The sequence below is a fragment of the Vibrio sp. M260121 genome, from assembly GCF_036533715.1.
Taxonomy (GTDB): domain Bacteria; phylum Pseudomonadota; class Gammaproteobacteria; order Enterobacterales; family Vibrionaceae; genus Vibrio.
In genome coordinates, this window is record NZ_JATABF010000051.1 from 21,725 (window position 1) to 34,450 (window position 12,726).

Here is a 12,726-nt window from a genome sequence, read left to right on the forward strand (position 1 = left end):
TTAGATGAGCTTATTTAACGTTTTCAATGTGACAGGTTCCGCAATGAGCGCTGAATCCGTTCGTCTGAATACTACCTCAAGCAACTTGGCGAACGCCGACAGTGTCAGCAGCTCTGCGAAAGACACTTACAAAGCGCGTCATGCTGTATTTGGTGCTGAGTTAAGTAACGCCATGCGTGGCGGTGATACGGTGCCAGTGAAAGTGATGGGTATTGTAGAAAGCGACAAACCGCTGAATGCGGAGTACAACCCAGACCATCCCCTTGCAAACGACGAAGGCTACATCTACAAGCCTAACGTCAATGTAATGGAAGAAATGGCAAACATGATTTCGGCTTCTCGCGCATACCAAACCAATGTGCAAGTAGCGGATTCTAGTAAACAAATGCTGCTGCGTACGCTGCAGATGGGTCAATAAGGATAAGGGGGTAGCGTATGGCCGGAATTAACAACGTTGGTCAAAGCGGCTTGTCCTATATCGACCAGCTTAAAAGCCTACAAGAGAACAAGAAGACTGAAGAGAGCACAGGTAAGCAGGACCTGAAACAGGAAGACTTCCTATCTTTGCTCACCAAGCAATTGTCTCAGCAGGACCCTTTTAAGCCGGTAGGTAATGACCAGATGATTGCGCAAATGGCGTCATTTGCGACCGTAGATGGCATCGGCAAGATGAACTCTCAGTTCGAGAGTTTGAACTCGTCAATGACATCAAACCAAGCGTTACAAGCTTCCTCTTTGGTTGGTCGTGACGTATTGGTCCCAGGCGCGGCGGGTGTAAAGCAAGACAATGCAACAATGGCGGCTATGGTTAAGCTTGCACAACCTCTCGACAACTTGTTTGTTCGAGTGGAAAACGAAGCGGGCCAATTGGTGCGTACTTTTGAGGTAGGTGCGAAACCAGCCGGCGACACTCGTGTGCTTTGGGACGGTAATGATGAAAACGGAAATCCAATGCCTGCTGGCAAATACAATGTGAAAGCGTCTGGCTTGGTAGATGGGGAGTCGCAAGAGTTCCCAGTGTCTACTTACGCGAACGTGAACAGTGTATTGCTAGGTAAGGGCGACGGAAACGTATTACTCAATCTGGCAGGTTTTGAATCGCCAGTTCGACTTGCAGAAGTATTGGAAGTCGGCAAAGCGTAATTCAATAGCGCGTCAGGTTAGGAGATTTTGGAATGTCATATGTATCTTTAAGCGGTTTGTCCTCCGCTCAACTGGATTTGAACACCACCAGTAACAACATTGCGAACGCCAACACGTACGGCTTTAAAGAGTCTCGTGCGGAATTCAGCGATGTGTACTCAAACTCTTTGTTCACTAACGCAAAAACCACTCCGGGTGGCGGTGCGCAAGCGAACCAAGTGGCGCAACAGTTCCACGAAGGTTCAAGCATTTACACCAACAACCCAATGGATTTGCGTGTGTCGGGTACAGGTTTCTTCGCAGTAGCGAAAGATCGTCTTATCCCACAACAAAATGAAATGACACGTAACGGTGCGTTCCATTTGAACAAAGAAAACTACATGGTAACAGCGAACGATGAGTTCCTACTTGGTTACCAAGTAAACCCTGAGTCTGGTGAGGTATCGTCTTACGAGCCACAACCAATCAATATTCCTGCAGAATTTGGTAAGCCAAAGCAAACAGCGAACATTGAAGTGGGTGTGAACTTACCGGCTAATGGTGATTTGAAAGATCCGACTCAGTTTGATTTCTCAGATCCAGATACATACAACCGTTCGACTTCTTCAACGATTTATGACTCGATGGGTCAGTCTTACAAGCTAACGACTTACTACTTGAAAGACCAAACTCAGCCGAACACGTGGCAAACTTACTACACAGTGACAGACAAAGGCGGTGAGAAGCCATTGAACGTTGCTAACGGTGATGCAGCAACGCCAACGGGTCACGTTGGTCACACGATGAAGTTCAACAACGATGGTACGCTGGCAAGCCTAAACAACGGTCAGCCAATCACATCGGTAGCGTTGGGCGATCCTGCGACAAACACTAACCCAGTGGATTTAAACGGTGCAGATCCTGCGCAAACACTTAACTTTGGTTTAGGCTCAGCGACTCAGTTTGCTGCACCATTTGAACTGACTAAGTTCGATGAAGATGGCGCGACGACGGGTTTCCTGACTAAAGTTGACTTTGATGAAAACGGCAGCGTATTGGGTACTTACTCAAACGGTGAAAACGTAACATTGGGTCGTGTGGCGCTAGTACGTGTTCCAAACGAGCAAGGTCTGGATAAGAAAGGCGGCACTCAATGGGATTCAACTCAGTTCTCTGGTGACAAGATCTGGGGTGAATCAAACAAAGGCTCTTTCGGTACTATCAACAACGGTATGCTAGAGCAATCAAACATTGATATGACTCAGGAGCTGGTGGATCTGATCTCTGCTCAGCGTAACTTCCAAGCGAACTCACGTGCGCTAGAAGTACACAACCAGCTACAACAAAATATCCTTCAGATTCGTTAGAGCGCTCGTTAGATAGCTCTATCATCTGCTTAATCAAACGCTGCGTGCACTTGCCGTATCGTTTGATGACATCATGACATTCATCTGGTGCTCAACCTGAAAATACCTCAGTTCAGGTTGGGCATGCTTTGATCTCTGGTTTGCCGCTGTTGCCGCTAGGCGGATCAAAACATTGCCTCTCTCTTGGCTTATTCATCCTGAATTGCCATCTGAAAACCCTCATTTCATATTCAAGCTTTTGATTAATAACATTATTTTAATGTTGGCATAACTATTGCTTCTACTCCCTTGTACAGAGAACTTTTGGAGTAATTTATGGATCGCGCACTGTTTCTCGCAATGAGCGGCGCCAAGCAAAATATGCAGGCCCTGCAATTGCGTGCCAACAACCTGGCAAACGTGAGTACAACTGGCTTCCGTGCTGATTTAGCACAAGCTCGCTCTATGCAAGCTTATGGTGAAGGTTTGCCTTCACGTGTATTCAGCATGACGGAACGTCCAGGACACAACTTTGCGCAAGGCAGTGTGATCACAACTGGTCGTGACCTCGATATTACGGTAGAAGGCAACGGCTGGATTTCTGTTATGGACCAAACTGGCAAAGAAGGTTTGACGCGTAATGGTAACCTAAAAGTGGATCAAAACGGCTTGTTAACGAATGCAAGCGGTCATGTGGTGTTGGGCGAAAACGATGCGCCAATCACCTTGCCAATCCCAGTCTCCAAAATCGAAATCGGTCGTGACGGCACCATCTCTGTACTGCCTCAAGGTGCGCCGGCTGAAGAATTAGAAGTGGTTGATCGTATCAAGCTTGTACGCACAGACGATCAAAACTTGTTTAAAGATACCAATGGCTTATTCCGCCATAAAACTCCAAATCAGCCTTACGAAGCTGACGGCTCTATCAGCATCCAAACAGGTGCTATTGAAGGTAGTAACGTGAATGCCGTAGGTGAAATGACCGCTCTGATTGACCTTCAACGTCAGTTTGAAATGCAGGTCAAAATGATGAGCACCGCTGAAGAGATGGACAAGTCTTCAGATTCATTGCTTCGTATGAGTTAACAGAGTTAGAGGTTCACAATGCATCCAGCACTATGGGTAAGTAAAACAGGTCTAGACGCCCAACAGACCAACATCGCAACGATTTCGAACAACTTGGCGAACGCCTCAACCGTAGGTTACAAAAAGAGCCGAGCGGTATTTGAAGATTTGTTCTATCAAAACATCAACCAACCTGGCGGCCAATCTTCTCAGAACACGGAACTGCCAAGTGGTTTGATGCTGGGTGCCGGTTCTAAAGTGGTTGCGACGCAAAAAGTGCACACGCACGGTAACGCGCAAACCACCACTAACGCACTCGATATGATGGTGGAAGGCGATGGCTTCTTCCAAGTAACTTTGCCAGACGGCAACATCGGTTACACCCGTAATGGTCAGTTCACGTTGGATGGTGAAGGTACGCTAGTGACTTCTGGCTCTGGTTACCCAGTAGAGCCAGAGATTGTGATTCCTGAAGACGCAATTTCTATCACGGTTGGTACAGACGGTGAAGTCTCTGTGCGTATTCGTGGTGAGCAAAACAACGTTGTGGTTGGTCAGCTAACCATTACTGATTTTGTAAACCCTGGTGGTCTTGAGCCAATCGGTCAGAACCTTTACCTACCAACTGGCGCAAGCGGTGACCCACAAGAAGGTGTCCCTGGTCTTGATGGTTTAGGCGAAATTCGTCAATCCATGCTTGAAGCATCAAACGTGAACGTGACTGAAGAGTTGGTCAACATGATCGAAGCGCAGCGTGTGTATGAAATGAACTCAAAAGTGATCTCATCTGTCGACAAGATGATGAGCTTCGTTAACCAGCAGCTTTAATCGCTAGAATCGGGATTTAGGAGCCAATGATGAAACGTATTTGTCTACTTGCACTTATCGCTACGATGTCTGGCTGTACGATGCTAGAGCCTATCGAAACAGATGAAGTCAGCCAAGCGACAACGGTGGTGGATGCGGTTGAAGGCGATAAGTCGAAAGAAGAGAGCAGCGGCATCATTGATACTTTGCGCGGTAGAACTGATCCGGTGGCAGGCGATCCGGCATGGGCACCGATTCACCCTAAGCAAAAACCAGAGCACTATGCGGCAGCAACGGGCTCTTTGTTTAGCACCGAGCACATTACCGACCTATACGACGATTCTAAACCACGTGGCATCGGCGACATCATTACCGTAACACTCGACGAAACGACTCGTGCGACTAAGAGTGCCAACGCCGATCTATCAAAAACCAACGATGCGAAGATGGAACCTCTGTCTGTCGGTGGTCAAGAGTTGCAAATTGGCGGCAAATACAACTTCTCGTACGATCTGAACAACACCAACACCTTTGCCGGCGACTCTTCGGCTAAGCAAAGCAACAGCATCAGCGGTTACATCACGGTAGAAGTGATTGAGGTGCTGGCAAACGGCAACCTAGTGATCCGCGGTGAGAAGTGGATGACGCTGAACACGGGTGATGAGTACATTCGTCTAAGCGGCACAATTCGCCCTGATGACATCAATTTCGACAATACTATTGCGTCAAATCGCGTATCTAACGCAAGAATCCAATACTCTGGCACAGGCTCACCACAAGATATGCAAGAGCCTGGTTTCTTGGCACGATTCTTTAATGTAGCCCTGTAAGACGTCGAAATGACGGCAAATTGACTGCAAGAGATTGAGTAAGCATGAAAAGAATCCTATTAGCACTGTTGAGCGTTGCGCTATTTGCAACCACAGCCCAAGCAGCACGCATCAAAGACGTGGCGCAAGTGGCTGGTGTGCGTAGCAACCAACTTGTGGGTTATGGCTTGGTTTCAGGCTTACCGGGTACGGGTGAGTCAAACCCGTTTACAGAACAAAGCTTCGCGGCAATGCTGCAAAACTTCGGCATTCAAATGCCGCCGGGGACCAAACCAAAAATTAAGAACGTTGCCGCGGTTATGGTAACGGCAACATTGCCGCCATTTTCAAAACCGGGTCAGCAAGTGGACGTTACGGTCTCTTCGATCGGCAGTGCAAAAAGCTTGCGTGGTGGCACCTTGCTACAAACCTTCCTAAAAGGTCTCGATGGTCAGGTGTACGCTGTCGCGCAAGGTAACTTAGTCGTGAGCGGTTTCAGTGCAGAAGGCGCCGATGGCTCTAAAATCGTGGGCAACAACCCAACGGTTGGCCTAATTTCAAGCGGTGCAACCGTAGAGCGTGAAATTCCAAATCCATTCGGACGTGGTGACTACATCACATTCAATCTGCTTGATTCTGACTTTACTACTGCGCAACGTATGGCGGATGCGGTAAACAACTTCCTTGGTCCTCAAATGGCCAGTGCGGTTGACGCGACGTCTGTTCGTGTCCGTGCTCCACGTGATGTGAGCCAACGTGTTGCCTTCTTATCAGCAATCGAAAACCTAGAGTTTGACCCTGCGGATGGCGCGGCGAAAATCATTGTGAATTCTCGTACTGGTACGATTGTGGTCGGCAAGCATGTTCGTCTGAAACCTGCGGCAGTGACGCACGGTGGTATGACGGTAGCAATCAAAGAAAACCTTAATGTGAGCCAACCAAACGGCTTCTCTGGTGGCCAAACTGTGGTTGTGCCGGACTCTGATATCGAAGTGAATGAAGAGAAAGGCAAGATGTTCAAGTTCGAACCGGGTTTGACACTAGATGACCTAGTCCGTGCGGTGAATGAAGTCGGTGCTGCACCGTCGGATTTGATGGCAATTCTGCAAGCATTGAAACAAGCTGGTGCCATTGAAGGCCAGCTGATCATCATCTAATCGATTAGGAGAGAAACCATGGTCAACAATCCTAACGATATCGGTTTTATTCATGACATCAGTTCCCTTGATACCCTTCGTCAAAAAGCGGTGAAAGAGGGCAAAGATGGTGAGCATGAAGCATTGCAAGCGGCCGCTCGTCAGTTTGAATCGATCTTTACTTCGATGATGTTGAAGTCGATGCGCGAAGCGAACGAAGGCTTTGAGTCAAACTTAATGAACAGCCAAAACGAAAAGTTCTACCGTCAAATGCTGGACGAGCAAATGGCGAGTAACTTAAGTGCATCGGGTTCGATGGGTTTGGCTGACATGATTGTTAAGCAGTTGACAGTTGGGCAAGGCGACGACAAGGCTGAAACAGCAATGCGCGATGCAGCAAACAATGCTGTGGAATACCGTCGTGTGGATCCGAAGAAAGCACGTGAAATTGAGCAACGCTTGATTGAATCAGGTCAGCTATCACGACCGGGTTCAGAGCCATCACGTTTTGATTCGCCAGAGTCTTTTGTTAATTCGATGAAGCCATACGCAGACCGTGCAGCGAAAGCTTTGGGTGTTGAACCTTCACTGCTATTGGCCCAAGCCGCGCTGGAAACAGGGTGGGGGCAAAAAGTCGTTAAGAACGCACGTGGCAGCAGCAACAACCTGTTTAACATTAAAGCTGACCGTAGTTGGCAGGGTGATAAAGTGACAACTCAAACGCTAGAGTTCCACGATAACACGCCAGTGAAAGAGACGGCGGCATTCCGTTCTTACTCTAATTACCAAGATAGCTTTAACGATTATGTGCGTTTCTTGAATGAGAACCCGCGCTACGAGACTGCTCTTCAACAAGGTGGTGACTCTGAATCCTTCATTCGTGGAATTCACAGCGCAGGGTACGCAACTGACCCAAGCTATGCAGACAAAGTGCTGCAGGTAAAACAAAAAATCGAGAGTATGTAATTCAATCCGATTACGAATGTTTGATGTACATTTTGAGAAGGCTTGCCACGGTGCAAGCCTTTCTTTTTTCGTGCTTTCTCTTTCTTTTCTAAACTGGCACACCTTTTGCTAATTGCTAACTAGGTGATCGGTCAATACCGATTTTATTTCGTTTTTGGGGGCATGTATGGCGTCAGATTTGTTGAATGTAGGTACACAAAGTGTGCTTACCGCTCAGCGACAGTTGAATACGACTGGTCATAACATTTCTAATGCGAATACAGAGGGTTACAGCCGTCAGTCTGTTATCCAAGGCACCAACGATCCGCGTCAATTTGGTGGGTCAACTTACGGCATGGGCGTGCATGTGGAAAATGTTCGCCGCTCTTGGGATGAGTTTGCCGTTAAAGAGCTAAACCTTTCCACTACGAATTACGCCAGTAAGCTTGATAACGAGAAGAACCTCGATCTGCTCTCAAGCATGTTGTCTTCGGTGGCATCGAAAAAAATCCCAGAAAACATGAACGAATGGTTTGATGCGGTAAAAACCATGGCGGACACCCCAAATGACATGGGTGCGCGCAAGGTCGTGTTGGAAAAAGCCAAATTACTCAGCGATACCCTAAACGAATTTCATGAAACTGTGCGTCAGCAATCTGATGTGGCCAATAAATCACTGGATATGGGCATTGAACGCGTGAATCAACTTGCCGTTGAAATCCGCGATGTTCATCGATTGATGATGCGTACTCCTGGTCCTCATAACGACTTGATGGACCAACATGAAAAACTGATCAAAGAGCTTTCTGAATACACCAAGGTGACGGTAACGCCACGTAAAAATTCGGAAGGCTTTAATGTCCATATCGGTAATGGACATACCCTTGTTTCGGGAACAGAAGCCAGCCAATTGAAGATGATTGATGGCTCACCAGATGTTCATCAACGTCGCCTTGCTATGGTTGAAGGTGGTGGCATCAAAGCCATCAAATCAGACGATATTGACGGCAAAATTGGCGCGTTACTTAAGATGCGTGACGAGCACATTCCACAAGTGATGGATGAGCTTGGCCGCTTAGCGACGGCGTTTTCTAGTGAGGTAAACCACCTACAATCGCAAGGCTTGGATCACTACGGTAATGTGGGTGACCCATTGTTTACTGATGTGAACTCAGAGCGACTAGCGAAATCCCGTGTCGTTGCAGGCCCTCAATCGACGGCTGATATGGCGGTTTACATCAATGATATCAGCGCGCTAAAAGGTGGCGAGTACTCATTACGCTACGATGGCGACAGCTACGCCGTGACTAAGCCAAATGGTGAAACCGTTAAGCTTAATACTGATGCAGGTAATGCGCTTTACATCGACGGAATGCGGGTTGAAGTGCGTAATGAGCCTAAAGTCGGTGAGCATGTGTTACTTCGTCCTACCCGTAGTAGCGCAGCGCAAATGAAAGTTGAAACCACTGATCCAAAAGCCATTGCAGCGCAAAGTTATGAAGCGTCGACAACGTTTGCTCAAGGTAATGCCAAATTTGAGATTGTTGATGCGGGTGACTTACGTGAATTTGAAGTGGTTGTTTCTCCAACTGGAGACCAATTTGCGGTAACCGATACCAAAGGCAACGTAATCATGGCGCCCCAGCCATATCCACCGACCGGACCGGTTTCAGTCAGTTTACCGAGTAATCATCCCGCTTATAAAAACGGCGGGGCGACGGTATTTGAGTTAAGTGCAGGCGCATTAGCGAACGATAAATTTACCGCGAACCTAGTGCCATCTGAAGGTGACAACGGCAACTTGCGTAAGATGCAAAACATCCAAACCGACAAGAAGATGAACGGCAATGAATCGACAATTATGAGCTTGTACTTCAACTTGAACACCGATGTGGGTTTGAAAACGTCAACCGCAAGTCGACTCGCCGATGTTGCTCAGTTAGAGAGTGAGGCAGCACAAGAGCGCGTGGCGTCGATATCGGGGGTAAACCTCGATGAAGAAGCGGCCAACATGATGAAGTTCCAACAGGCGTATATGGCCTCTTCTCGTGTGATGCAGGCGGCCAATGACACCTTCAACACCATCTTACAGTTGCGATAAAGGAGGCCTTAGATGTTAACGCGAATTTCTAGCTTCCATAACTACCAGTCAGTGCAGAACGACCTGCGCCGTCAGGAAAACAAAGTTCACCATAACCAGGAGCAGCTGGCTTCTGGTAAACAGTTGACCAAGCCGAGTGATGATCCACTTGCGACGCACTATATTCAAAGCATTGGTCAACAAGAAGAGCAGTTAAAACAATACCTTGATGCCATTGTTCTGGTTCGCAACCGTCTAGAAAACCAAGAAGTGGTTGTTGCTAATGCAGAGCAGTTTGTTGATGAGTCGAAGCGTATTTCGATGGAAATGATCAATGGTGCCTTTTCTCCAGAAGACCGCGCAGCGAAAAAGCGCGAACTGGAAGAAATTGCCAACAACTTCTTAGCGTTAGTGAATACGCAAGACGAATCGGGTAACTACGTTTTTGCTGGGACGAAACCAAAAACGCAGCCTTTCTTCCGCGATTACGACGGCAGTGTGGTTTATACCGGTGACGATTATCAACGCAAGATGAAGATCGCCAGCAATATTGAGCTGGGCATCAACTATCCGGGTAATCACCTGTTTACGGAGATCCCAAATCCTTTTGGTGATTTTGAACCGCAATACGACCTGCAAGAGGGCTCTGAGCTGTTGCTTGGACAAGCGACCGATGAATCTAAAAGTGACTCAAATTACAAAGTGACTTTTGTAGATATGAGCAATGGCAAGTTTGGTTACCAACTGGAAAAAGACGGCAGCATTGTTCAAGTCGATGACTATTCGCCAATTGACGGCATCCAATATGAAGGCGTCAACATTCAGCTGAAAGGGCAAGTATCCGCAGGGGATAGCATCACGCTGGAGCCGCGCCAAACCTTCAGTGTTTTTGATGCATTCAAAGAAACCATGCAGTGGTCAGAGAGCTCAGTATCTGACGCATCGGCGACGGCAAAGCTGCATCAAATGACGGAAGAATTCCAAGCGGCATTTGTTCACATGAACAAAGTAAGAACCGATGTGGGTGCTAAGTTGAGCACGCTCGATATTCAAGAGCAAAACCACGAAGATTTTAATTTGTCTCTGGCGAAAGCGAAGAGCAATTTTGAGGACTTGGATTACTCCAAGGCAGTGATTGAGTTCAGTGAGAATTCACGCGCACTGCAAGCCTCACAGCAGGCATTTGGCAAAACCAAAGACCTGACGTTGTTTAACTATATTTAGCACGCCTATCGTCTGTGCAGTGCGTTCGGTGCTCGAAACGTTCGATTTTAATGCCTTATGTGCCAAGCCTTAAGTGCGAGAAATCAACGAAAAGCACCGAGTAATGCGAGCCAAGCGGCATGATTTGACCGAAAGCGGCAATCAAGCCAACGGTAATTTGAGCGGCAATAGAGAAACAGCAATTCGGTAACACAACAAAATATGAGTAAGACAAGGCTCGTGCCCCATATGCGCTATAACTTGTTGTTTATTTGTTCATTATTAAAAGAACAAATAGTTTGAAACAAGTTGGCACACAAATTGTATTGATGTTGTCAGAACAGACTTACTAGATCCTAAATCTTGCCATATAAGCAGATTTAGCAACGAATTTTTTACGGTCAGTGCTTATCCAAATGAGAGTAAAGCTGGCCGCTTCGCAAAAGCTTGCGAACTCAACAGGAGAGCATAATGGCTGTAACAGTTAGTACTAACGTCTCCGCGATGACCGCGCAGCGTTACTTAAACAAGGCGACCAACGAACTTAACACTTCAATGGAGCGTCTATCATCTGGTCACAAGATTAACAGTGCAAAAGACGATGCGGCAGGTCTACAGATCTCTAACCGTCTTACTGCGCAGTCTCGTGGTCTTGATGTGGCAATGCGTAACGCGAACGACGGTATCTCGATTGCCCAAACGGCAGAAGGGGCGATGAACGAAGCGACGTCAGTCATGCAACGTATGCGTGACTTGGCGATTCAATCTGCAAACGGTACTAACTCTCCAGCGGAACGCCAAGCGATCAATGAAGAATCATCTGCGTTGACGGATGAACTAAACCGTATCGCAGAAACAACATCATTTGGTGGTCGTCGTCTATTGAACGGTTCGTTCGGTGAAGCGGCATTCCAAATTGGTTCAAGCTCCGGTGAAGCGATGATCATGGCACTAACGAGCATCCGCGCGGATGACCAGCGTATGGGCGGTGTGACTTTCTTCTCTGAGAATGGCAAAGACAAAGACTGGGGCGTCGATCCAACTAAAGCGGATCTAAAAATCACCCTTCCAGGCATGGGTGAAGATGAAGACGGCAATCCAGATGACCTAGAGATCAACATCAACGCAAAAACAGGCGACGATATTGAAGAGTTGGCAACGTACATCAACGGCCAATCTGATATGATCAACGCATCGGTAAGCGAAGATGGTAAACTGCAAGTATTCGTCGCGCACCCGAACGTGCAAGGTGATATTTCAATCTCTGGTGGTCTAGCATCGGATTTAGGTCTAAGTGATGAAGCAGTGCGCACATCAGTGCAAGACATCGATATGACAACTGTACAAGGTTCTCAAAACGCGATTTCTGTACTGGATTCAGCGCTTAAGTACGTGGATTCACAACGTGCTGACCTAGGTGCAAAACAAAACCGTCTAAGCCACAGCATCAATAACTTGGCAAACATCCAAGAAAACGTTGATGCATCGAACAGCCGAATTAAAGATACGGACTTTGCGAAAGAAACAACGCAAATGACCAAAGCTCAAATTTTGCAACAAGCAGGTACTTCGATTCTTGCTCAAGCGAAACAATTGCCAAACTCTGCGATGTCACTATTGCAGTAGTTTACCTAGCCTGTATTCAATACATTCAGACGTGGATGGGAATGCAGGCTTATGGCAAGCAACGTTATAATAGAATGTGCGGCTCTCTCATCTCTCACCTGCCAATCATTTTCAATGTAAGGTTGCACCCGGTGTGCCGGTTATGTGTTCATTTCTCTTGATCTCCACATAGGCTCTGGCTACCAACCTAGCCCCAGTTCTCTCAAAGGAAAAGGGGCTTTTTCTTTTCTATCGTCCAGATAAAGTCTTCCTAAACCTCATCTAACTCACTGCTTTTTATTGGCTTTTGGTTGTTCTTTGTTCAATTTAGAACGCTCGGCTTAAGCTGCAGAAACTTGAGGCCTTTTTTCTACTTTTCTTCAATTTTTCTAGCCAAATCTCGCAAATTCACTTTTTTTGATTTTTTTCTAAAGCTTCTGAAAACCGAGTCGTTAATAGAAGTAACTTTGAGAGAACTACTTGGTTTTCCGAGACGTCGGAAACCGCTACATCGGAAAATCAATTGGAGAAATCACCATGGCAGTGAATGTAAACACAAACGTATCAGCGATGACCGCTCAGCGTTACCTAAACAACGCAAACTCAGC

Annotated in this window: 12 protein-coding genes and 1 pseudogene; 12 read left to right on the forward strand and 1 reads right to left on the reverse strand. The window is 47.0% G+C overall.

The genetic code is table 11. The annotated features are described in order from the left end of the window. The first annotated feature begins 4 nt into the window (after positions 1-4). From flgC to flgL, 10 genes are all read left to right on the forward strand, one after another. On the forward strand, positions 5-418 hold the full coding sequence (gene flgC / locus QTO06_RS21945; RefSeq protein ID WP_005425613.1) for a flagellar basal body rod protein FlgC: 414 nt from the start codon (positions 5-7) through the stop codon (positions 416-418). Between the two features lie 17 nt (positions 419-435). Continuing rightward, positions 436-1,143 carry a flagellar hook assembly protein FlgD gene (gene flgD / locus QTO06_RS21950; protein ID WP_005425626.1) on the forward strand — a complete coding sequence of 236 codons (708 nt, stop codon included), beginning with the start codon at positions 436-438 and terminating at the stop codon, positions 1,141-1,143. 32 nt (positions 1,144-1,175) lie between these two features. Then, positions 1,176-2,489 (forward strand): flagellar hook protein FlgE, encoded by a 1,314-nt coding sequence (gene flgE / locus QTO06_RS21955; RefSeq protein WP_009705674.1) that lies wholly within the window; start codon positions 1,176-1,178, stop codon positions 2,487-2,489. A gap of 315 nt (positions 2,490-2,804) precedes the next feature. After that, the gene (locus QTO06_RS21960) at positions 2,805-3,554 is read left to right on the forward strand and encodes a flagellar basal body rod protein FlgF (protein ID WP_038896397.1); all 750 of its coding nucleotides are present in this window, start codon (positions 2,805-2,807) and stop codon (positions 3,552-3,554) included. Between the two features lie 18 nt (positions 3,555-3,572). Next, positions 3,573-4,361, forward strand: a complete 789-nt coding sequence (gene flgG / locus QTO06_RS21965; protein ID WP_005425600.1) for a flagellar basal-body rod protein FlgG — start codon at positions 3,573-3,575, stop codon at positions 4,359-4,361. A 29-nt stretch (positions 4,362-4,390) separates the two neighbouring features. Further along, positions 4,391-5,170 (forward strand): flagellar basal body L-ring protein FlgH, encoded by a 780-nt coding sequence (flgH, locus tag QTO06_RS21970; protein ID WP_331409784.1) that lies wholly within the window; start codon positions 4,391-4,393, stop codon positions 5,168-5,170. 44 nt (positions 5,171-5,214) lie between these two features. Continuing rightward, entirely contained in the window at positions 5,215-6,306 is a 1,092-nt protein-coding gene (locus QTO06_RS21975) for a flagellar basal body P-ring protein FlgI (protein WP_005425633.1), read from the forward strand. A gap of 18 nt (positions 6,307-6,324) precedes the next feature. Continuing rightward, the gene (flgJ, locus tag QTO06_RS21980; RefSeq protein WP_005438655.1) at positions 6,325-7,251 is read left to right on the forward strand and encodes a flagellar assembly peptidoglycan hydrolase FlgJ; all 927 of its coding nucleotides are present in this window, start codon (positions 6,325-6,327) and stop codon (positions 7,249-7,251) included. 166 nt (positions 7,252-7,417) lie between these two features. Further along, positions 7,418-9,331: a flagellar hook-associated protein FlgK gene (gene flgK / locus QTO06_RS21985; RefSeq protein ID WP_005438656.1), complete on the forward strand. Its 1,914-nt coding sequence runs from the start codon at positions 7,418-7,420 to the stop codon at positions 9,329-9,331. Positions 9,332-9,343: 12 nt separating this feature from the next. Further along, entirely contained in the window at positions 9,344-10,534 is a 1,191-nt protein-coding gene (gene flgL, locus QTO06_RS21990) for a flagellar hook-associated protein FlgL (protein WP_331409783.1), read from the forward strand. 55 nt (positions 10,535-10,589) lie between these two features. On the opposite strand, the gene QTO06_RS21995 is transcribed toward flgL, so the two are convergent. Next, the gene (locus tag QTO06_RS21995; protein ID WP_155399275.1) at positions 10,590-10,748 is read right to left on the reverse strand and encodes a hypothetical protein; all 159 of its coding nucleotides are present in this window, start codon (positions 10,746-10,748) and stop codon (positions 10,590-10,592) included. Between the two features lie 236 nt (positions 10,749-10,984). Between QTO06_RS21995 and QTO06_RS22000 the strand changes: the two genes are divergently transcribed. After that, positions 10,985-12,139, forward strand: coding sequence for a flagellin (locus QTO06_RS22000; RefSeq protein WP_005425620.1), 1,155 nt, complete (start codon positions 10,985-10,987; stop codon positions 12,137-12,139). 516 nt (positions 12,140-12,655) lie between these two features. Next, a pseudogene (locus QTO06_RS25585) lies at positions 12,656-12,726 on the forward strand (flagellin); the annotation flags it as partial.

Coding starts and splice junctions, on each gene's coding strand:
- flgC (WP_005425613.1), top strand. CDS start 5: ATGAGCTTATTTAACGTTTTCAATGTGACAGGTTCCGCAATGAGCGCT.
- flgD (WP_005425626.1), top strand. CDS start 436: ATGGCCGGAATTAACAACGTTGGTCAAAGCGGCTTGTCCTATATCGAC.
- flgE (WP_009705674.1), top strand. CDS start 1,176: ATGTCATATGTATCTTTAAGCGGTTTGTCCTCCGCTCAACTGGATTTG.
- QTO06_RS21960 (WP_038896397.1), top strand. CDS start 2,805: ATGGATCGCGCACTGTTTCTCGCAATGAGCGGCGCCAAGCAAAATATG.
- flgG (WP_005425600.1), top strand. CDS start 3,573: ATGCATCCAGCACTATGGGTAAGTAAAACAGGTCTAGACGCCCAACAG.
- flgH (WP_331409784.1), top strand. CDS start 4,391: ATGAAACGTATTTGTCTACTTGCACTTATCGCTACGATGTCTGGCTGT.
- QTO06_RS21975 (WP_005425633.1), top strand. CDS start 5,215: ATGAAAAGAATCCTATTAGCACTGTTGAGCGTTGCGCTATTTGCAACC.
- flgJ (WP_005438655.1), top strand. CDS start 6,325: ATGGTCAACAATCCTAACGATATCGGTTTTATTCATGACATCAGTTCC.
- flgK (WP_005438656.1), top strand. CDS start 7,418: ATGGCGTCAGATTTGTTGAATGTAGGTACACAAAGTGTGCTTACCGCT.
- flgL (WP_331409783.1), top strand. CDS start 9,344: ATGTTAACGCGAATTTCTAGCTTCCATAACTACCAGTCAGTGCAGAAC.
- QTO06_RS22000 (WP_005425620.1), top strand. CDS start 10,985: ATGGCTGTAACAGTTAGTACTAACGTCTCCGCGATGACCGCGCAGCGT.